This is a genomic window from Rossellomorea sp. NS-SX7, from assembly GCF_052828565.1.
Genome location: NZ_CM128249.1, coordinates 3,067,523 through 3,089,513 on the forward strand (window position 1 = coordinate 3,067,523; position 21,991 = coordinate 3,089,513).

15 protein-coding genes and 2 rRNA genes are annotated in these 21,991 nt (G+C 44.3%); 3 read left to right on the forward strand and 14 right to left on the reverse strand.

Features of this window, described 5'->3' with window-relative positions:
* Positions 1 to 109 precede the first annotated feature (109 nt).
* Positions 110 to 3,045: ribosomal RNA gene (locus tag ACUXV2_RS15380) — 23S ribosomal RNA — on the reverse strand.
* Between the two features lie 192 nt (positions 3,046 to 3,237).
* Positions 3,238 to 4,788, reverse strand: a 16S ribosomal RNA gene (locus ACUXV2_RS15385).
* Together the 16S and 23S rRNA genes form the textbook arrangement of a ribosomal RNA operon.
* A 353-nt stretch (positions 4,789 to 5,141) precedes the next feature.
* Here ACUXV2_RS15385 and ACUXV2_RS15390 point away from each other — a divergent pair.
* Positions 5,142 to 5,321: a hypothetical protein gene (locus ACUXV2_RS15390; RefSeq protein WP_446244036.1), complete on the forward strand. Its 180-nt coding sequence runs from the start codon at positions 5,142 to 5,144 to the stop codon at positions 5,319 to 5,321.
* A gap of 140 nt (positions 5,322 to 5,461) precedes the next feature.
* Here ACUXV2_RS15390 and ACUXV2_RS15395 read toward each other — a convergent pair whose 3' ends face one another.
* Positions 5,462 to 5,959, reverse strand: coding sequence for an N-acetyltransferase family protein (locus tag ACUXV2_RS15395; RefSeq protein ID WP_446244037.1), 498 nt, complete (start codon positions 5,957 to 5,959; stop codon positions 5,462 to 5,464).
* Positions 5,940 to 6,869, reverse strand: a complete 930-nt coding sequence (locus ACUXV2_RS15400; RefSeq protein ID WP_446244038.1) for a DMT family transporter — start codon at positions 6,867 to 6,869, stop codon at positions 5,940 to 5,942. The genes ACUXV2_RS15395 and ACUXV2_RS15400 overlap by 20 nt, the downstream gene beginning before the upstream one ends.
* A 174-nt stretch (positions 6,870 to 7,043) precedes the next feature.
* Between ACUXV2_RS15400 and ACUXV2_RS15405 the strand changes: the two genes are divergently transcribed.
* Positions 7,044 to 7,709 (forward strand): MgtC/SapB family protein, encoded by a 666-nt coding sequence (locus ACUXV2_RS15405; RefSeq protein WP_446247087.1) that lies wholly within the window; start codon positions 7,044 to 7,046, stop codon positions 7,707 to 7,709.
* Positions 7,710 to 7,742: 33 nt separating this feature from the next.
* Here ACUXV2_RS15405 and ACUXV2_RS15410 read toward each other — a convergent pair whose 3' ends face one another.
* The 4 genes from ACUXV2_RS15410 to ACUXV2_RS15425 all read right to left on the reverse strand — a co-directional run bounded on the left by ACUXV2_RS15410 (position 7,743) and on the right by ACUXV2_RS15425 (position 12,203).
* The gene (locus tag ACUXV2_RS15410) at positions 7,743 to 8,414 is read right to left on the reverse strand and encodes an MgtC/SapB family protein (RefSeq protein ID WP_446247088.1); all 672 of its coding nucleotides are present in this window, start codon (positions 8,412 to 8,414) and stop codon (positions 7,743 to 7,745) included.
* Between the two features lie 235 nt (positions 8,415 to 8,649).
* The gene (locus ACUXV2_RS15415) at positions 8,650 to 10,527 is read right to left on the reverse strand and encodes a PTS fructose transporter subunit IIABC (RefSeq protein ID WP_446244039.1); all 1,878 of its coding nucleotides are present in this window, start codon (positions 10,525 to 10,527) and stop codon (positions 8,650 to 8,652) included.
* 15 nt (positions 10,528 to 10,542) lie between these two features.
* The gene (gene pfkB / locus ACUXV2_RS15420) at positions 10,543 to 11,454 is read right to left on the reverse strand and encodes a 1-phosphofructokinase (RefSeq protein ID WP_446244040.1); all 912 of its coding nucleotides are present in this window, start codon (positions 11,452 to 11,454) and stop codon (positions 10,543 to 10,545) included.
* Positions 11,451 to 12,203, reverse strand: coding sequence for a DeoR/GlpR family DNA-binding transcription regulator (locus ACUXV2_RS15425; RefSeq protein WP_446244041.1), 753 nt, complete (start codon positions 12,201 to 12,203; stop codon positions 11,451 to 11,453). Before ACUXV2_RS15425 ends, pfkB begins: the two co-directional genes overlap by 4 nt.
* A gap of 377 nt (positions 12,204 to 12,580) precedes the next feature.
* Between ACUXV2_RS15425 and ACUXV2_RS15430 the strand changes: the two genes are divergently transcribed.
* Positions 12,581 to 12,790 carry a hypothetical protein gene (locus tag ACUXV2_RS15430; RefSeq protein ID WP_446244042.1) on the forward strand — a complete coding sequence of 70 codons (210 nt, stop codon included), beginning with the start codon at positions 12,581 to 12,583 and terminating at the stop codon, positions 12,788 to 12,790.
* A 108-nt stretch (positions 12,791 to 12,898) separates the two neighbouring features.
* Here ACUXV2_RS15430 and ACUXV2_RS15435 read toward each other — a convergent pair whose 3' ends face one another.
* The 6 genes from ACUXV2_RS15435 to ACUXV2_RS15460 form a co-directional block, all read right to left on the reverse strand.
* The gene (locus ACUXV2_RS15435; RefSeq protein ID WP_446247089.1) at positions 12,899 to 14,872 is read right to left on the reverse strand and encodes an LTA synthase family protein; all 1,974 of its coding nucleotides are present in this window, start codon (positions 14,870 to 14,872) and stop codon (positions 12,899 to 12,901) included.
* A 557-nt stretch (positions 14,873 to 15,429) separates the two neighbouring features.
* The gene (locus ACUXV2_RS15440) at positions 15,430 to 16,995 is read right to left on the reverse strand and encodes a C40 family peptidase (RefSeq protein ID WP_446244043.1); all 1,566 of its coding nucleotides are present in this window, start codon (positions 16,993 to 16,995) and stop codon (positions 15,430 to 15,432) included.
* A 153-nt stretch (positions 16,996 to 17,148) separates the two neighbouring features.
* Positions 17,149 to 18,531, reverse strand: a complete 1,383-nt coding sequence (locus ACUXV2_RS15445; RefSeq protein WP_446244044.1) for a Mur ligase family protein — start codon at positions 18,529 to 18,531, stop codon at positions 17,149 to 17,151.
* A gap of 45 nt (positions 18,532 to 18,576) precedes the next feature.
* Complete coding sequence (locus tag ACUXV2_RS15450; protein ID WP_446244045.1) at positions 18,577 to 19,968, reverse strand: UDP-N-acetylmuramoyl-tripeptide--D-alanyl-D-alanine ligase; 1,392 nt, start codon at positions 19,966 to 19,968, stop codon at positions 18,577 to 18,579.
* Positions 19,969 to 19,990: 22 nt separating this feature from the next.
* Positions 19,991 to 21,385 carry a UDP-N-acetylmuramoyl-tripeptide--D-alanyl-D-alanine ligase gene (locus ACUXV2_RS15455; protein ID WP_446244046.1) on the reverse strand — a complete coding sequence of 465 codons (1,395 nt, stop codon included), beginning with the start codon at positions 21,383 to 21,385 and terminating at the stop codon, positions 19,991 to 19,993.
* 18 nt (positions 21,386 to 21,403) lie between these two features.
* Positions 21,404 to 21,793 carry an N-acetyltransferase family protein gene (locus ACUXV2_RS15460; protein WP_446247090.1) on the reverse strand — a complete coding sequence of 130 codons (390 nt, stop codon included), beginning with the start codon at positions 21,791 to 21,793 and terminating at the stop codon, positions 21,404 to 21,406.
* Positions 21,794 to 21,991: the final 198 nt, after the last annotated feature.

A 21,991-nucleotide genomic window follows, 5' to 3' on the forward strand; every position in this document is an offset into this window, starting at 1 on the left:
TTCAGAGAAAATTTCAAGTATTAATTTAAAATTTATTCCCTGAAAACTAGATAAAGGATTGATGTCAAGAATACCGGTATTGCCGTTGTTCATTTAAAAATGACTCTTTGTGGTTAAGTCCTCGATCGATTAGTATCAGTCAGCTCCACATGTCACCATGCTTCCACCTCTGACCTATCTACCTAGTCATCTTCTAGGGATCTTACTCACATAAAGTGATGGGAAATCTCATCTCGAGGGGGGCTTCATGCTTAGATGCTTTCAGCACTTATCCCTTCCGCACATAGCTACCCAGCGATGCCTTTGGCAAGACAACTGGTACACCAGCGGTGCGTCCATCCCGGTCCTCTCGTACTAAGGACAGCTCCTCTCAAATTTCCTGCGCCCACGACGGATAGGGACCGAACTGTCTCACGACGTTCTGAACCCAGCTCGCGTACCGCTTTAATGGGCGAACAGCCCAACCCTTGGGACCGACTACAGCCCCAGGATGCGATGAGCCGACATCGAGGTGCCAAACCTCCCCGTCGATGTGGACTCTTGGGGGAGATAAGCCTGTTATCCCCGGGGTAGCTTTTATCCGTTGAGCGATGGCCCTTCCATGCGGAACCACCGGATCACTAAGCCCGACTTTCGTCCCTGCTCGACTTGTAGGTCTCGCAGTCAAGCTCCCTTGTGCCTTTACACTCTGCGAATGATTTCCAACCATTCTGAGGGAACCTTTGGGCGCCTCCGTTACTCTTTAGGAGGCGACCGCCCCAGTCAAACTGCCCACCTGACACTGTCTCCCACCCCGATAAGGGGCGCGGGTTAGAATTTCAATACAGCCAGGGTAGTATCCCACCAACGCCTCCACCGAAGCTGGCGCTCCGGCTTCCAAGGCTCCTACCTATCCTGTACAAGCTGTACCAAAATTCAATATCAGGCTACAGTAAAGCTCCACGGGGTCTTTCCGTCCTGTCGCGGGTAACCTGCATCTTCACAGGTACTATAATTTCACCGAGTCTCTCGTTGAGACAGTGCCCAGATCGTTACGCCTTTCGTGCGGGTCGGAACTTACCCGACAAGGAATTTCGCTACCTTAGGACCGTTATAGTTACGGCCGCCGTTTACTGGGGCTTCGATTCGCACCTTCGCTTGCGCTAAGCACTCCTCTTAACCTTCCAGCACCGGGCAGGCGTCAGCCCCTATACTTCGCCTTACGGCTTCGCAGAGACCTGTGTTTTTGCTAAACAGTCGCCTGGGCCTATTCACTGCGGCTCTTCGAGGCTATGCACCTCAAAGAGCACCCCTTCTCCCGAAGTTACGGGGTCATTTTGCCGAGTTCCTTAACGAGAGTTCTCTCGCTCACCTTAGGATTCTCTCCTCGCCTACCTGTGTCGGTTTGCGGTACGGGCACCTTTTTCCTCGCTAGAGGCTTTTCTTGGCAGTGTGGAATCAGGAACTTCGCTACTATAATTCGCTCGCTATCACAGCTCAGCCTTCACGATGACGGGATTTGCCTCATCATCAGCCTAACTGCTTAGACGCACATATCCAGCAGTGCGCTTACCCTATCCTCCTGCGTCCCCCCATTGCTCAAACGGAAAAGAGGTGGTACAGGAATATCAACCTGTTGTCCATCGTCTACGCCTATCGGCCTCGACTTAGGTCCCGACTAACCCTGAGCGGACGAGCCTTCCTCAGGAAACCTTAGGCATTCGGTGGATGGGATTCTCACCCATCTTTCGCTACTCATACCGGCATTCTCACTTCTAAGCACTCCACCAGTCCTTACGGTCTGACTTCACTGTCCTTAGAACGCTCTCCTACCACTGACACCTAAAGGTGTCAATCCACAGCTTCGGTGATACGTTTAGCCCCGGTACATTTTCGGCGCAGAGTCACTCGACCAGTGAGCTATTACGCACTCTTTAAATGGTGGCTGCTTCTAAGCCAACATCCTGGTTGTCTAAGCAACTCCACATCCTTTTCCACTTAACGTATACTTTGGGACCTTAGCTGGTGGTCTGGGCTGTTTCCCTTTCGACTACGGATCTTATCACTCGCAGTCTGACTCCCATGGATAAGTCTTTGGCATTCGGAGTTTGTCTGAATTCGGTAACCCGATGAGGGCCCCTAGTCCAAACAGTGCTCTACCTCCAAGACTCTTACACATGAGGCTAGCCCTAAAGCTATTTCGGAGAGAACCAGCTATCTCCAAGTTCGATTGGAATTTCTCCGCTACCCACACCTCATCCCCGCACTTTTCAACGTGCGTGGGTTCGGACCTCCATCCAGTGTTACCTGGACTTCATCCTGGACATGGGTAGATCACCTGGTTTCGGGTCTACGACCACATACTCATTCGCCCTATTCAGACTCGCTTTCGCTGCGGCTCCGTCTCATCGACTTAACCTTGCATGGGATCGTAACTCGCCGGTTCATTCTACAAAAGGCACGCCATCACCCGTTAACGGGCTCTGACTACTTGTAGGCACACGGTTTCAGGTTCTCTTTCACTCCCCTTCCGGGGTGCTTTTCACCTTTCCCTCACGGTACTGGTTCACTATCGGTCACTAGGTAGTATTTAGCCTTGGGAGATGGTCCTCCCAGCTTCCGACGGGATTTCACGTGTCCCGCCGTACTCAGGATCCACTCAAGAGGGAACGAAGTTTCAACTACAGGGTTGTTACCTTCTTTGACGAGCCTTTCCAGACTTCTTCGTCTACTCCGTTCCTTTGTAACTCCGTATAGAGTGTCCTACAACCCCAAGAGGCAAGCCTCTTGGTTTGGGCTACATCCCGTTTCGCTCGCCGCTACTCAGGGAATCGCATTTGCTTTCTCTTCCTCCAGGTACTTAGATGTTTCAGTTCCCTGGGTCTGCCTTCCATAATCTATGTATTCAAATATGGATATTGTTCCATTACGAACAATGGGTTCCCCCATTCGGAAATCTCCGGATCAAAGCTCACTTACAGCTCCCCGAAGCATATCGGTGTTAGTCCCGTCCTTCATCGGCTCCTAGTGCCAAGGCATCCACCGTGCGCCCTTCATAACTTAACCGAATTGGTTGTTACATAAGGTTTAAAACCTAAAATGGCGATACTCGGTAATTTCTTGACTATCAATAAATCTTTATCTAGTTTTCAAAGAACAAATTAGATGGATGGTTCTTTTGCTTACGCAAAAAACCTTATTAAACCATCAAAACTGAACAAAACTTCGACTGTCAAACGTTTCATATATATTCCTTAGAAAGGAGGTGATCCAGCCGCACCTTCCGATACGGCTACCTTGTTACGACTTCACCCCAATCATCTGTCCCACCTTAGGCGGCTGGCTCCAAAAGGTTACCTCACCGACTTCGGGTGTTACAAACTCTCGTGGTGTGACGGGCGGTGTGTACAAGGCCCGGGAACGTATTCACCGCGGCATGCTGATCCGCGATTACTAGCGATTCCAGCTTCATGCAGGCGAGTTGCAGCCTGCAATCCGAACTGAGAACGGTTTTATGGGATTGGCTAAACCTCGCGGTCTCGCTGCCCTTTGTACCGTCCATTGTAGCACGTGTGTAGCCCAGGTCATAAGGGGCATGATGATTTGACGTCATCCCCACCTTCCTCCGGTTTGTCACCGGCAGTCATCTTAGAGTGCCCAACTGAATGCTGGCAACTAAGATCAAGGGTTGCGCTCGTTGCGGGACTTAACCCAACATCTCACGACACGAGCTGACGACAACCATGCACCACCTGTCACTCTGTCCCCCGAAGGGGAAAGCCCTATCTCTAGGGTTGTCAGAGGATGTCAAGACCTGGTAAGGTTCTTCGCGTTGCTTCGAATTAAACCACATGCTCCACCGCTTGTGCGGGCCCCCGTCAATTCCTTTGAGTTTCAGTCTTGCGACCGTACTCCCCAGGCGGAGTGCTTAATGCGTTAGCTGCAGCACTAAAGGGCGGAAACCCTCTAACACTTAGCACTCATCGTTTACGGCGTGGACTACCAGGGTATCTAATCCTGTTTGCTCCCCACGCTTTCGCGCCTCAGTGTCAGTTACAGACCAGAAAGTCGCCTTCGCCACTGGTGTTCCTCCAAATATCTACGCATTTCACCGCTACACTTGGAATTCCACTTTCCTCTTCTGCACTCAAGTTCCCCAGTTTCCAATGACCCTCCACGGTTGAGCCGTGGGCTTTCACATCAGACTTAAGAAACCACCTGCGCGCGCTTTACGCCCAATAATTCCGGACAACGCTTGCCACCTACGTATTACCGCGGCTGCTGGCACGTAGTTAGCCGTGGCTTTCTGGTTAGGTACCGTCAAGGTGCCGCCCTATTCGAACGGCACTTGTTCTTCCCTAACAACAGAGTTTTACGATCCGAAAACCTTCTTCACTCACGCGGCGTTGCTCCGTCAGACTTTCGTCCATTGCGGAAGATTCCCTACTGCTGCCTCCCGTAGGAGTCTGGGCCGTGTCTCAGTCCCAGTGTGGCCGATCACCCTCTCAGGTCGGCTACGCATCGTCGCCTTGGTGAGCCGTTACCTCACCAACTAGCTAATGCGCCGCGGGTCCATCTGTAAGTGATAGCCGAAGCCACCTTTCAACAGTTCCTCATGCGAGGAACTGAGTTATCCGGTATTAGCCCCGGTTTCCCGGAGTTATCCCAGTCTTACAGGCAGGTTACCCACGTGTTACTCACCCGTCCGCCGCTGAACTCAGGGAGCAAGCTCCCTTTGATCCGCTCGACTTGCATGTATTAGGCACGCCGCCAGCGTTCGTCCTGAGCCAGGATCAAACTCTCCGATAAAAGTTTGAATAGCTCTTTTTTGCAACGATTACTCGTTGCGGTAAATCTAGAATTAACGTTGACGTATTGTCTTGTTTTGTTCAGTTTTCAAGGTTCAATTTGTTGATGCGCTCCGTTTGAAGCGACTTTATTAATATAACACGTTTTATCACTTCGCGTCAACAACTTTTTTAATTTCTTTTTTTGAAATGTTGTTTGCTGTATCAGCGACGTTTATTAATATATCACGCCCTTAATATTATTGCAATATATTTTTTACAAAAAATTTAATACTTGTCCATTTTTCTTGGTCTTGCCCCTGATTTTAATACATATACTTATGAATAGACAATCCCTGAAAGGAGATCCAGGATATGACGCTTATCGATACAGCACAGTACCTATCTTACTTTATGGCCATTTATCTATTCGCATACTCGTATGTAACAGGGTTGAAAATTAGTGAAAGTACGAAACCCGTCAGAGGGTTTACTTTTATTCTTTCTGTCGTTATGGCATTTGTCTTTTCCGGTTTTACATATACATTCTCATAGCCATTAATAGAAGAGACAAGTTCTGCGAACACCGTGCAGTTTAGCTCCACACAAAAGTTAAGACACGGTATTAAGATTTTACACAGTCAACTAAAACATAACGACGCAGGACTCGATGACCTGCGTCTTTTTCTTTGATATTACAATGTAAACAGTAAACCCTCTTCATCATATTCTTCTCCACCGATTGAGATTATTTGTTCTTTGACGGTTACAGGGTTAAACGAATAATAAAAGTGCTTGGACGCATTCTCCTTCAACACCCACACGAGCATGTTGGAGAAGCCTTGTGATTTCAAAGCATCCATCGCAAATGTAAAAAGGTCACTGCCAATTCCATTCCTCTGATATTCCTTCAATAAGTATATGGCGTACAATTCGCCTTCATATTTCTTTTCACGCTCTTTGCCTATAGAAACGAACCCGGCAATACTCCCGTCTTCCAGTTGGCACACATATGTTTGATGAGAACCGGAGAGGATGCCGTCCCATCTCACTGTCCTATCTTCTACTGTTAAGGAATCCAGGTACTCATCGGATACGATATCTTTATAAGTCGTTTTCCAGCTGTTGATATGGACATTTGCGATTCCTGCTGCGTCAGTGGGCACTGCTTTTCTAATAAGGTAATTCTTCATTCTTTTTCACCTCATTCACTTGTCGAACCATTTTCTTGACCTTCCTTTCTTCCATTAGAAAGAGGGTCACTCCCAGGATGATGATCATTCCGCCGATGACCTGAGTAAGAAGTATTTTTTCGGCCAATAACCAATAGGCTAGTAAAGAGGCCCCTATGGGTTCGAACAGAATCGCCATTGAAATGGTCGAGGTACTTAACCATTTCAATGACCAGTTAAATAATGTATGTCCCAGAAGGGTCGGGACGATCGCCAGCAGCAGAAAATAAATCCAGTCTTCACTCGGATAAGGTCCCAGTCTCTCCCCCCTGATGAGTGCATAGAAGAAAAGTACAACGGCACTGATTGCATAGACCATGTACGTATAAGTGATCAATGACAGCCGTTTACGGACCGTTTGTCCAAACAAGAGATAGCCTGTCACTAAGGCGCAGGCAAGCAAAGCTAAAATGTCTCCCCATAGGGCTTCTCCGCTGATCCTGAAATCACCCCAGCTGATGATGAAGCTGCCGGTCACTGCTAATAGAGCGGAGATGACTGCTTTCCCGGTGAGTTTTTCCTGGAAAAATAAATAGGCTCCAATAAATGCAAACAGCGGCTGCAGGGTGACAAGCACCGTCGAACTGGCCACTGAAGTATAGTTGAGTGACTCGAACCAAAGGATGAAGTGAAAAGCGAGAAAGACACCGGCGATAATGGAAAACACCCAGTCTCTCCTTGTAATAACTTTGAGTTCCTTCACATACTTTAAGAAAAATACAGGTGACATTAGAAGTACTGTGAAGAAGAGTCTGTAAAACGCTAAAACACCAGCCGGAGCACTTGATACTTTTACTAAAATCGCTGATGTGGAGACGGAGATGACTCCGACGGCAAGAAGCAGATAAGGATTTACTTTGGTTTCGGACATGGAAACACCCCCGTGCTTTTTCTGAATGATGTAGCGGCTTCCCGTGTAAAAGGATTGATTGTTATCATTTTAATAAATTGATAGAGAGAATACTATATCCATTTTTCATTTTTCTACATTCGTCATAAGAGATATGGAGGGGGTCAGGTGGACTTCATAGACACAGCATTATACATGAAACTGGGAATCTCTGCGGTTCTTGGGCTGGTCATCGGTTTGGAAAGAGAATTAAAGAGGAAGCCTGTCGGACTTAAAACATCTTTGGTCATTTGTATTGTAAGCTGCCTGTTGACCGTTGTTTCGATTGAATCGGCTTATATATCCGAAGGTTCTGAGAAAGTGAATATTACAATGGACCCATTGCGGCTTGCAGCACAAATTGTATCAGGTATCGGTTTCCTTGGCGCAGGCGTTATCTTAAGAAGGGGAAATGACAGCATTTCGGGATTAACAACAGCAGCCATGATCTGGGGAGCAGCCGGAATCGGGATAGCCGTCGGCGCAGGATTCTATTTAGAAGCGACAGCCGGCGTCATCCTCCTCATAGTTTCTGTCGAAGTAGTTCCTACCATCATCACCTTCATCGGCCCTAAACGTTTGCGTGAGAAGGAATTATTCCTGAGGGCGACTATTAAAGAAAAGAATGAAATCAAATCGATCATTGAACGGATCAAAGAAGAAGACATAGGGATAGAGAGCATGCGCATCAAGGATTTAAAGAATAATATGCATCTTCTTGAGTTGAAAATTATCGTTGATTTCAGGAAGAAGACGACAGATATTTATTACACGATTTCTGAAATCAGCGGAATCAAGGATGTAGAAATCGAGAGCTTGTGAAAATATGAAATAACCCCCGGAACCATCCGGGGGTTATTTTTTATGAAGCTGGATTTTATCAATGCATGGCAGATCCTTTACCACTTCCAATACACCATTGAAATTAACCGTATCAGGCGTAAGGAGCAGGAGAGAATATTTGAATCGCTCCAGACCTTTGAGGTCATCGTCATCTTCGACTTGATACTGAGTGATTTCAATGCCGTGCTGGATTATGGCATTATTGATGGCACTGATGTGACCTTCCCCTTTTTTTACGACTAAACTTAATAGAAGGAGCTGTTTATGTCTCACTTTCATTTTGTAAAAGGATTCGAACTTATTTAAGAAGAACAACGTGATCACGATGATGAATGTAGTAAAAATGGCTTCCCAATACATGCCGATTCCGACTACAAGGCCTAGTCCCGCTACTACCCATATACTCGCTGCGGTCGTAAGTCCCCTCACCGTTATCCCGCCGTGGACCATGATCGTCCCTGCTCCGAGAAAACCGATACCCGAGATGACATATGATGGGATACGGCTCGGATCAAAACCGACTAACTCAGGGTGTTCTTCCAAGAACGGTTCGAATCCATACAGCGAGACGAGCATCAATAAACAGGAGCCGACCCCTACCAGAATGTGTGTCCGCAGTCCCGCCGGATGGTTTTTAGATTCTCTCTCGATTCCGATCAGGCCGCTCAAAATGACGATTAACATGATGCGGTACAGTGAAAGCTCGAATTCATCCGGCAATTCCAAATCGATCATTCCAAAAAAGTCCATAGGCGCTTCCCCTTTTCAAAACTTCTATTACCTTTACTTTTAACCGATATTGATCATTTTAAAACAATGTAATCAGAGAGAAGTCACTCATTCAAAGGACGGGTATTCCTATCCTTTCAAAAAAAATCAAAAAACCAGGCAACGAAACCGTCACCTGGCATTTTTACATTTATTGAACCGGCTTTTTCAAAAGGCCGACCATGATAGCTGTAATGATTGAACCACTCAATACAGCCAGAAGATATAAGAAAGGATTACCTTCCACTACAGGGAAAACGAATAATCCCCCGTGCGGAGCAGGCAGGCCGATACCGAATGCCATTGCAAGGGCACCCGCAACCGCCGAACCTGTTACGATTGAAGGAATGACCCTGAATGGATCCGCTGCTGCGAACGGGATCGCACCTTCCGTGATGAAGGATGCTCCCATGAAATAAGCGGCAATTCCCGCTTTTCTTTCATGATCTTTGAATTTCTTTTTAAAGAAAGTGGTGGCAAGTGCCAACCCAAGCGGCGGTACCATCCCGCCTGCCATGATGGCTGCGTGAGGTGCAAGATTGCCACCTTCAATCATTGCGATACCAAATGTAAATGCAGCCTTGTTGATTGGCCCTCCCATATCAACTGCCATCATCCCGCCAAGAATCAAACCAAGTACGATGAGATTTCCTGTACCCAGTCCATCCAGCCAATTCTGGATCCCAGTGTTAACGGCACTTAGAGGCTCGACCAGGAATTGAAGCATGATGAAACCTGTAATAAAGATGCCGAGCAGCGGATAGATCAGTACCGGCTTGATCCCTTCAAGAGCTGCCGGAAAGTTCTTTGTTAAACGCTTTATGCCAACGACCACATATCCGGCAAGGAAACCGGCAATGATTCCCCCAAGGAATCCGCTTTGCCCAGTAGCAGCAATTAATCCGCCAATCATACCAGGGGCAAAACCAGGACGGTCCGCAATGCTCATAGCGATAAACCCAGCAAGGACAGGCACCATTAAGTAAAATGCATTGTCGCCGCCGATTTTCATTAACAGAGCTGCAAACTCATTGTATTCAGCATGATTCGGGTTGGCTGACTGAATTCCGAAGAGAAACGAAATCGCAATCAGGATCCCGCCTCCAACGACGAACGGAAGCATGTTCGACACACCGTTCATCAAATGCTTATAGAATCCCGTACGCTGTTTTTTCTCCGGACCCTGATCCTCTGTTTCACTTGCTGATTTACCTCCGCTGAATATCGGAGCATCCTTTTTCGCCGCTTTCTCAAGCAGTTCCCTAGGATTTCTGATTGCTTCTGCAACAGGAACTTCAATGACAGGTTTTCCTTTGAATCGATTCATCTCCACTTTCGTATCTGCAGCGACAATGATCGCTGCAGCGCTTTCAATTTCAGCTGCGGTCAACACATTCTTAGCTCCTCCAGAGCCATTCGTTTCTACCTTAAAGTCGATTCCCATCTCTTTCGCTTTTGCTTTGAGGGCATCCGCTGCCATGTATGTGTGGGCGATACCTGTAGGGCAAGCCGTTACAGCCAGCACTTTCCTTTCATTTGAAGAGGTCTCTTCAGAATCCGTTTCCTCTTCTTCCTCTTTATCATGAAGATTAATAATCTCTAAAACTTCTTGTTTGCTGGAAGCTTCCACTAATGACTTTCGGACATGCTCATCCATCAGCATGGAAGAAAGCCGGCTGAGCGCCTCCAAATGTGTTTGATTCGCACCCTCGGTTGCCGCAATCATGAAGAACAGATGTGCCGGAGCCCCGTCCAGGGATTCATAATCTATGCCAGCTGCCGATTTCCCAAAAACAATCGCCGGAGACTTTACGGCTGCTGTTTTTGCATGGGGAATGGCGATGCCTTCGCCGATCCCGGTCGTACTTTGTGATTCACGGTTTAAAATTGCTTTTTTAAACTCTTTGGCATCCTGAAGGTTTCCGCTCTTTTCCAGAACAGAAACCAGCTCATCTATGACGGCAGCTTTGGATGATGCCTGCAAATCCAATGCGATTGTTTCTTCTCTTAAAAGCTCTGTTATTCGCATTGTCCTTCCTCCCTTTTATGTTTCTCTGATTTCTATTTGTTTATATAATTCATTTACTTTTTCTGCTTCACACAGTCCAATGGAAAAAGCCGTCGCCGAACCAGCAGCAGTTCCTAAACGGAATGAATCTTCGACACTGAGTCCGTTAGACAAGCCTGCCAGGAATCCGGCAACCGTTGAATCACCCGCTCCTACTGAGCTTTTTAATTCCCCCGATGGAACGGATGCCTGATAAATATCCTCTCCGGTCAGAAGCAGAGCTCCTTTTTCCGCCATCGATATAATTACGTTTTGGGCTCCTCTTTCTTTCAGCTTCTTCCCATAATGAATGGCTTCCTCAATGGTTTCGATCACCACGCCGAACATATCTCCTAGTTCATGATGATTCGGTTTGATTAAGAATGGCTTAAAGGATAGAACCGGTTCAATCAGCTTCTTCTCCGCATCGATGACAATTCTTACTCCCTTTTTCTCACAAAGAGCTGCCGCTTCCTGATAAAAGGACTTCGGTACAGAAGCGGGGATGCTTCCAGCAAGTACAAGGGTGTCATCATTTGTTAAGGTAGAAATTTGATTCAGCAGCTGATGTAACTGTTCTTCATTGACTGCGGGGCCATTCCCGTTAATTTCTGTTTCGTCATCAGCCTTCACCTTGACATTGATCCGTGACATATCTTCTACTTCCACAAAATCAGCATGTATGTTTTCTTCGGATAAAAACCGTTTGATGTATTCACCAGTAAAGCCTCCTGCAAAACCAAGTGCTGTACTTTTCACACCCAAGACATGAAGGACACGCGAGACATTGATCCCCTTTCCTCCAGGAAGTGCATTTTCTTTCGCAGCCCGGTTCAATCCCCCTTTTGTGAACTGATCAAGCTCCATGATGTAATCAACTGACGGATTAAGCGTCAAGGTGTAAATCATGCTGTCACAACCTTTACTGTAGTTTGTTTCATATATGCCAAATCCATCTCGTTCTCACTTCCATTCGTGATGACGACTGCTTTATCCAAATCAGCAATCTTACTGAACGCAATTTCCCCGAACTTTGAATCATCAGCCAAGACCATCGCTTCTCTTGAAAGGTCAATGGCTTTCCTCTTTACTTGAGCTTCTTCTGGATCTGGCGTGGTGTATCCATATTGGGGATGGACACCGTTCGTTCCGAGAAACGCTTTATCAAATCGGTATTGTTGAAGAGATTCGATGGCTCCGCTCCCGACCATGGCTTTCGTAGTCGGCTTCACGCTGCCCCCGATGATATACGTCTTGAATCCTTTCTGAAGCAGGTCATCTACATGAGTCAAACCGTTCGTCACGACCACGATATCCATTTCAGGGAGGAAATCAATCATTCCGAGCGTCGTGGTTCCCGCATCCAGAAATATGCAATCTCCTTCTTCAATCAGGCTTGCAGCATATCGACCGATCACACTCTTTTCATGAAGGCTTTTGGATGTTTTCTCAGAAACAGTCAATTCCTTCAACTTCCCTTGCAGTCTCGATGCCCCTCCATGGACCCTCTTTAAGAACTTTTCTTGTTCAAGCTGAGTCAAATCACGGCGTATCGTTGATTCAGAGGCATCCGTCAACACTGCAATCTCCTGGATTTTGATGGCTTCCTTCTGTTTAAGCAAGTCTAAAATGATACGGTGTCGCTCTTCGGTTAACATAAATTCCTCCTGCTATTTCTTTATTAAGTTCATTATAATGACAACGTTTTCAAAAATCAATCATTTTCAATCAAAAACTTTCATTTCCATCCACAAAACATTCAAAAACATTCATGACTCGTAGAGAGGGCCAGATTTCAAATTTGCGATTGTATTGGCTGCATTTGGCGTTGTATGTACATTTCTCTCTGTCTACTGTATATATATCCCAACTAAACAACCCATGTCATCCAACCGATAAAAACTACAATAAGTCTATACACAACATATTATTTTTCACTTCGCGAAGGTAAAAACATTCACCACTGCCTAAAAAACATAACAACTTTATCTGCAATCAATATGAGGCCACAAACAACCAGAAGGAGAGACCTTACATGAATGAATGGATTGGCATGATGAACGAATGGATTATAGAGAATCAGTTACTAAGTGTTCATTACTTAAAAATTAAAAAAGGGACACATTCCTTTTCAGGCAGACTGCTTCAAGTAAATGATGAACACCTGCTTTTTTACGCAGATGATACGAAAGAAGTGATCCATCTGCACATGAATCAGATTGACCATATCGAACCTTTCGCATAACCTCGTAAATAAAAAGTCTCTCAGCGTTATATTGCGCTGAGGGACGGGCCTTCAGCTTCATTAAAAAAGCCAGCTCCGTTTTAGGAGCTGGCTTTTTATCACACTGTCTTATTCATGGTTTTCATCATGTTTTGCTTCAGGATTTTCTGTGCTTTTAGGGTTTGGATTGATATACTGATAATCTTTACGATCGATCGGTGTATATCCTTCAGGTTTGTGAAAGCGCAGTAAATCTTCATAGACTACTTTATCTGAAAGCTCGAGACGTTTTTGTGCATCTTTACTCATATCTTCACAAGCTTTGTTTGCTTCTTCATTTCCTTCTTCAACAGGTTTACCTGTTTCATTATCGTAGCAGACGCCCTTGATGTTTGAATACTTATCAGTGATCACATCACCATTACGGAAAGGAACGATTTGCTTACGTTCTTTAGACAACAAGTCTTGACCAAAGCTTAAATAATCTTTCGTCTCAACTCCAAGAAGGTGCATAACTGTAGAACGAAGGTCGACCTGTCCGCCGTACGTATGGTTGACTCCACCTTCTGCACCAGAGTTCAGGATGAACAATGGTACACGTTGAAGCTGAGCACTCTCATAGTCACCGACTTCTTTGCCAAGAATTTCAGACATCGCTCTGTTATGGTTATCAGAAATACCATAATGGTCACCATAAAGGACAATCATCGTATTGTCATAAAGACCTTTTTCTTTCAAGTCGTTTACGAAATTCTCCAATTGTTCATCCATATAGTGAGCAGTTTGGAAGTAACGGTTCACTACACCATCATTCGTTTCAGCCGTCGGGAAGTCAGTATCATTCTCGTGACGGTCGAACGGGAAGTGGTTGGATAATGTCAGGAACTTCGTATAGAACGGTTGTTTCAATCCTTCGAGCATCGGAATGGAGTCTTCGAAGAACGGCTTATCTTTCAATCCGTATGGAAGCTGCTCTTCCGGGTTGCTCATATCATAATATGTCGCATCGAAGAACTCGTCATATCCCATTGAACGGTACATTTCAGAACGGTTCCAGAACGTTTTATAGTTACCGTGGAACACGGCTGACGTATATCCTTTGTCCTTCAGGATGGCAGGTGCTGACTGATACGTGTTATTTGCATGGGTCATGAACACTGCCCCTTGCGGAAGCGGGTATAATCCGTTTTCGATGATAAACTCTGAGTCGGACGTTTTACCCTGACCTGTCTGATGGAAGAAGTTATCAAAGTACATGGCATCTTTATTCTCAACCAATGAGTTAAGGAATGGTGTAACTTCCTGGCCATTCAACTCTCTCCCGATCATGAATGATTGCAGGGATTCCATAGAAATATAAATGACGTTTTTACCTTCAGCTTTTCCGAAGGCATCAGGGTTTGGAGCCACTTTGTTTGCTTTCACAAAGTTCTCGACCTCTGATACTTCATTGCTGTCGGCCATCGCACGCTTGGCATGTGTCTTAGAGTTTTGTACTACATCATAAATCGTAAAGTTCGTTGTACCAAGATATTTCACAAGATAGTTACGGTCGAAGCTTCGAGTCAATAACTCCGGGCGATCGATATTCGCAAGGCCAAGGTTCAATAAGAACACAAGAACTGCAGAAGTCATGACAGCGAATACTGCACGGAAACGCAGTTTTTCCTGAGGCTTCACTTTCTTAAGGATCATTAATCCAATGATAATGAACAGATCCAGGAAGTAAAGAATGTCTACAGGATTGATTAACTCAGCGGCACTTCCGCCAAGTCCATTATTCGTTTTTGCCTGAAGAATAACCGGAACTGTAATGAAATCATTAAAGAAACGGTAGTACACGACGTTTGCATATAAAACGAAAGACATTAATAAGTTTATGACGATAAACGCAATGTATCGTCCTCTGCCTTTCCAGAAAAGAGCAAATGCAAAGAAAAATAATGCTGAACTTAGCGGGTTAAAGAATAGTAAGAATTGCTGCATGAAATTTTGAATTCCAAGGTTAAATTCCGCTAAATAAACAGCATACGTTTTAAACCAAAATAAAATGACTACTGTAAAGAAGAAAGTCAACTTCCCAGCACGCATCTCACTGCGCATGTCATTGAAACGGTTCTTAAAGAAGTTCATACTTCATCACCTTTTATATTAAGATTTAGTAAAGTTCATTTGTTGTTTTTGTAAATCGAAAATGAGTCAACAAAAAGTATTATAGCAGAAATTAATTTCAGCTGTATAACATTTTAGTGTAATTCGTAACAAAAATATTTCATCGGAATTCGACATTTCCACTTTAAATCTTTGAGGAATCTACTCATATATGGGGATACAGCGCTTTCACACTTTAGGCAATTTTCACCGATCGATACCTGAATATACTTCAGGTGTAAATAATAACCAAGGAAACATTAATTACATGTAAATTTCTACCCCGATTGATTCAAATTCAAACAAAAATCGTGATTATGTAGATATTAGGCTCTGTTAAACATAGGTGTTGTATACAGAGAAGACTCATGACCTTCCCAAGAAAAAACGTCGTACAGGAATCAACATATTAATGAAGGAAATTTTTAAATGTGGTTTACAGATTATGAATGGGGGTATCTATAAAGTAAAGAAAAAACAAGGGGCGATCGCCCCTTGTTCGTAAAAGACTATTCAATGATTCTGCGTGCTGTCACATAATTTTCTTGATACCAGCTTCTATCCAGGTCACGTTTTACAACACCCAATGTCTTACCGGCAGACATGATCACTTCATTGTTACCTGCGTAAATTGCTGTGTTTACGATTTTCCCGTTACTTGAAGAATTTGAGAAGAACACAAGGTCGCCTTCCTGCAATTGAGATTTAGCGACGTATTGACCTTTTGCTGACTGTCCAGCTGCCGTTTTATCCCCAAGGTCGATACCGTTCTGTTTATATACATAGTAAGCCAGTCCTGCACTGTTAAAGCTCATCGTACCTTCGTCATATGAACGTCCATACTGGGCCTTGCCCATTAGATCTTCAGCAAGACCTGAAATTTCAGCACCTTTATTTTGAGTAGGAGCAGGCTTGTCTTCAGTGTTTTCCGGTTTATCTGCTGGAGCCTCTGGTTGAGCATCCGTCTCTGTTTCTGGTTTTTCAGCTGGCGCTTCTGGTTGAGCATCCGTCTCTGTTCCAGGCTTTTCAGCCGGTGCTTCTGGTTGTGTTTCTGGTTGAACATCTGTCTCCGTTTCAGGTTTTTCCTGAGGAGCAGCAGGTGTTTCAGTTTCAGTATTTGTATTTTCTGCTGGATCTTCCGTAGCAGCAGCATTCACATCAATCACACGGCGCGCGGTAACATAATGCTCGTCGTAGTAGCCATTAAGAATAACGCTCTTCTTGACTCCTGAATCTGAGCCCGCAGCGTGGACAATTTGATCATTCCCTGCATAAACCCCTACATGGACAATCTTTCCGTCGCTTGAGTTATTTGAAAGGAACACAAGGTCTCCTTTTTGAAGGTCTTCACGTTTCACAGGTTCACCAAGTTTAGACTGTTCACTGGCTGTTTTTGATTTAAGATCGATTCCTACCTGCTTAAACGTATAATATGTCAGACCTGCACCATTGAAGGTCAATGTTTCTTCGTTATAAGGAGTACCATAAGAAGCTTTTCCGATTAAACCTTCTGCAATTTCAACAACCTTTTCTGCAGTTGAAGAAGTGGCTTGATCAAACATAAAGGAAGGAAGTACACGGCGCGCAGTTTTATAGTTATTTTTGTAATAGTCTTTACCATCCAGGTCAGAGATCAGAATATCGTTTTCTTCATCTGCCATATGGATGATCTTGTTATCCCCGATGTAAATTCCATTGTGAGTAACCGGGTCACTATCATTCGGGTTTGAATCAAAGAACACAAGGTCTCCCTTTTGAAGCTGATCCTTTGGTACATATTCACCTAATTGTGCCTGTACGTTCGTATCTCTTGTTGCAAGGTCGATACCATTCTGTTTGAAGGCATAATATATGAATCCGCTGCAGCCAAATTGATGCGGCGGGTTATAAACATATCGTTCATATGTCGCAGTGCCAATCAAGCTCTTGGCAGTTGAAATAATATTATCAGCTTTCTGCTCTACCTCAGGTTGCTGGGAAGCAGTTGCTGCAGTTGCTTGCTGCACAGGCGGAATTGACACAGAGCTGAACGTTAGGGCAACTGTGCATACCGCGGTTGTCATTAATTTCTTCATGTTTCTACCTCCTGTGAATAAAGTTAAATTTTCTAATTTTTTATCCACAGCAAGTATAACAAAGATTTTCGCCATTATATGATGTAATAATTGCCAAGAACAGCGTGATACTTAAAGGGGTAATGGAAGTAGGACTTTATTCTCAACCGCTTTTCATTTTTCCTTTAATGACCTGGCAAGACCCATCAATTCAGTATCCATCATCGATCCTTTGATCAAAAGAGTCGTTTTTTCATCTAACAGATTTTCAACATATTTCTTCACCCGGGCAGGGGAATCCGCTGTATACACTTTGCCCTTGAATCCATCCTTTTTAGCCTGCTCTGCCACATACTTAGTATTTTTTCCTACAGCAATCAGGGTATCGATTTTCTTCGATGCTATCAATTTTCCCAATTCATAATAAACATTCTTTTCTTGATCACCCAAATAGGCAATATTACCTAATAGTAAGGCACTTTTTCTATCATTTCCCAAGCTCTCTAGTACATCAATGGCAGCTTCGATGGAGGTTGGATTTGTACTCCATGTATCATCAATGATCGTAGAGGCTTTTTTGCCTTTTTCAACCTGCAGATGCCTTTCTACATTTTTAAACGTCCTCATTCTTAACGCTGCCTTCCTTAAGGTCAATCCGATTTTATGGGCAGCCGCAAGGGCAAACAGTGCATTGTAAATCTGATGTTTCCCGAATCCAGGTATATACATTGCATATGTCTTGTCTTTATGATGAAGCGTAAATGACATTCCGGTCCTTCCGTACACAATATCACTGGCCCTGTAATCAGCTTCTTCACTTGTGCCGCAATAAATGATTTCCCCCGTGAACCCTGATAATGATACTTTTTTTGTATGTTCATCCTCACTGTTTAAAATAAGGGTGCCGTCTTTTCTGACACCCGCCACAATCTCGGATTTTGCTTTAATATACCCATCCAGCGTCTTGCACTTATCCAGATGATCGACCCCGATGGTGGTGATGATCCCGATTGTCGGTTGAAACACCTTACAATGATAGTGAAGATTCCCAGGTCCGCGCAGACCTGTTTCAAAGACAGCAGCATCCGTATTTTCATCGATGCCCATCAAGTATTGAAAGGATTTTCTGGTAGCATTCCTGCTTCTGATGGTAGATTGAATAGAATATGTGGAAGATAGCAAGTGGGAAAGGATCTCTTTGGTAGTGGTTTTTCCGCAGGTACCTGTAACGGCAACGATCGGCAGGTCAAAGAGCTGGCGGTAATAGCGGGTAAAAGCCCAGAATGCATCATCTGTATTTTGAACCCTTATGATACCGGCAGCTTCAATATCCTTTATTTCTTCATCACTTTTATCAGTTACGATAATATATGGTGAATATCTAATCACCTTACGAACGTGAAAGGCCTCGTTTTTCCTTAAAAATATTAACGTGTTTCTCATTTTAATTCTGTGCAAGTGTGAAACCATCGCATCCTTCACGATGAAGTTTCCATCCCCATATACGATCTCTCCATTAATGACTCCAAGTATTTCCTGCAGCGGCAGTGGTTTCATTTTTTCACTCCTGTCTTAAGTTCATCGTTCATCTTGCTGACTCCATTATCTTTCATCATTTTCTAGTAATTGTTCTTTCAGTTCCATTAAATCATTATCTGTATTTGAACATTTGAACAGAAACAAGCTGTCAGGGGATAATAATGAGCTGACTTTGTAATAGGCATGCTCTGCATTCAAATAGGAATGTACTTCGATTTCATTGTTTTTATCTGCCACTCTCCTGGCGACATCTCTGGCATTATGTCCAACAGTGACCAGGACATCGATGTCTTGCTCTGATATCATATCCCCGACTTCTACATGAGTTTTTTTTGTGTGGTCCCCCAACCGGCCGATATTCCCGATCAGAAGAATTTTTTTTCTATGTCCCGCAATGGACTGAAGTACCTTCAATGCTTCTTTTAACGCTCCGGGTGTTAAACTCCATGAATCATCGATGATTGTAGAACCGTTAATACCTTGCTTCACTTGTAAATGTTTTTCGAGCACATTGAACGATTTCAAAGCTTCGATGGCATACTTGATATCCACTCCAGCATCCAATGCTGCCCCGATTGCTGCCATCGCATTATAGGCTTGATGTTCCCCGAGACATGGCAGAACCACCTGGTATTGTTTATCCTTATAAGTCATTTTGAATGTGGTTTGATTCCAGTCGATTCTTATATCAGCAGCTCTCAAGTCGGCATCTGGCGACTTTCCGAAGGACACCAGTTTCCCTTTATAATTTCTTAAAGGCAGTGTGGCTATATTTTCATCATCCGCATTGACAAGTAATGTCCCTTTATTCTTTAAACCTTCAATGATTTCTCCCTTTGCCTCAATATAATTTTCCATTGTTTTACATTTATCTAAATGAAAGACACCGATGTTTGTGATGATCCCGATTGTAGGTTGGAAAATATCACAATGATACCGAAGATTGCCTGGCGCTCCCAAGCCGGTTTCGAATACGCCAACGTCTGTTGCCTGATCGATCCGCATCAGATACTCGAAAGACTTCCTTGGCGCATTTCTGCTTCTCGTCGTGGACTGAACAGAATAGCGCCCTTTCAAGATATGAACGATCATGTCCTTTGTCGTTGTCTTGCCATTCGTTCCGGTGATGGCAATAATCGGGATCCTCCATAAGCTTCTATAATAATCTGCAAAATCAAAAACAGCCCTTCTGATATTTTCCACTTCGATCACCGCAGACGCTTCCTTATACCTTTCTTTACAGTCCCTTGCATCACTGATGATGACATATGGCTGCAGATGCTCGATTTCTTCATGATGGAATGGCTTCCTTCTGTCTAAAAAGATGATGGAATGACTTTTGGTGACCCCATGGAGGTGATAAATGACTGCATCTTCCACCAATAAGTTCCCATTCCCATGAACCAAGCGTCCACCCACTTCCTGTATTACGGTCTTAAGTTGTAAAACTTTCACCCTTCACCTCTCCTTTCTATCCTCACTCAGTTTCCATCAAACGTTCTTTTAACTTCATCAATGGCTTACTGCCGGATCGGCATTTAACCAGCATGTATGTCTGTTCATCAAGATGTTTCAATATCGCTCTTTCCAGTCCTTTAATAGAGGTAAAAGGATATACAATGATATCTTCACTTTCCCTCGCTGCCTGCTCCGCCAGTATCTTCGCCTTCTTCCCATACGTGAACAGAATATCGATTCCGCATTCAACGACAAACGTTCCGATTTCCCTGTGAACGTCCTTTGTTTTTTTGCTGAGCCTTTCAACATTTCCCAATAAGGCAATTTTTTTCTTATCTTTAGCAATGATGGAAAGTGTTTTGATGGCTTCTTTCAAAGAAGTAGGGTTCACGTTCCAAGTATCATCCACGATCGTCGAGCCATTCCGTCCTTTACGCACTTGAAAATGCCTCTCCAAATTCTTAAAGGTACTCAGCCTTTTGATCCCTGTTTCAATATCGATACCCAGCTCCAGCGCCGACCGCAATGCTGCCAGTCCGTTGTACACTTGATGTTCTCCGATTTCAGGAATGAAAACAGGATATGTGCGGCCATTTGTGTGTAAAGTGAAATGAGTGCCCTCTTCCCTGATTGATATACGTGTACCCCTGAAGTCCGAAGGCTGATGGATACTGAAATAATGAACGGTTCCTTTATACTCTTCTAAATTGATTTTAGACGTATTCCGGTCATCCGCATTCAGAAACAACGTGCCTTTATTCTGCAGCCCTTCAAGCATCTCCGCTTTGGCTGCAATATATCCTTCAGGTGTCTTACACCGGTCCAGATGATAGGCCCCGATATTGGTGATGATCCCCATATTGGGTTGATAGACCTTACAGTGATAACGCAGGTCCCCCGGACCTCCCAATCCTGTTTCAAATACCCCTGCGTCCGTGCTTTCATCGATCTTCATCAGGTATTCAAATGAACTATGAGGTTTATTGTCATTCTGGTCCGTGGATATGACAGAATGATCCTCGCTCAGAATATGTGTCAGCATCTCGCGGGTCGTCGTTTTTCCGCATGTACCTGTAATCGCAACAATCGGGAGTGTATACATTTCACGGAAATATCTTACAAACTTTGTAAAGGCTTCCCTGACATTCCCTACCCGAATGATGGTCATACCTTCTTCGCCTCTTACAGCCCCTTCTTCATAATCTGTAACCACGGCGCATGGAGCATTTCTTTTCATCGCATTCCATTTTCTTTCACTGATCACCTTCCTTTTATCGATGAAAACCAGTGTATTCGTCCTCTTCAGCTTATGTTGATGGAAGATGATTGCATCATGGATCTCCATCTTTTCAGAACCGCTTACCAGCCTGCCTTCCAATTGTCTTCTGATTTCCTCTAATCTCAGCTTACCCATTTCAATCCTCCTATTCTTCTAGTGAACCAAATGCAAGACAACATCTGTATATTTCCTGGATCTCGAGCCTGTACTCTTAAACCCGTAAGCTAAAAAGCAGCCTAAGGACATCTTCGTACAGGATGCTTTAATGATCTTTACATCGACAATCGATACGTAGTCCAATCTTGCCTCGAACAGTTTTCGATAGATGCCTCTACGCCTATATTCCTCCCGTACATAATCACTTTTAAATACTGCCTTTCCCTTCCTCTTCCTTATATAGCAAGAAACAAAGCCGGCCAATTCCCCATCCACTTTTGCACAAAACCATATAGAGCCCGGTACATCATGAACCCTCATCCCATCCTTCCTTGCCATTTGAATGACGGATTCCAGTTCCTTGAATGTGGATTCTTCAATCGTCATATTCACAGGTATACACCTCTCCTAATCGGTTGATCCACTCCTTTTATTACTTTATGTACAAGTCTTCCAGGAGGAGACGGCAGAAGACTAGATATGACATGATGTTTTCACCACACTCAGGTGCTGCATCCGATCGTAAATCCAATATGCCCGTAAATACGAAATGCCTGGAAACACAGTTGTGGAAGGGCAGTCATT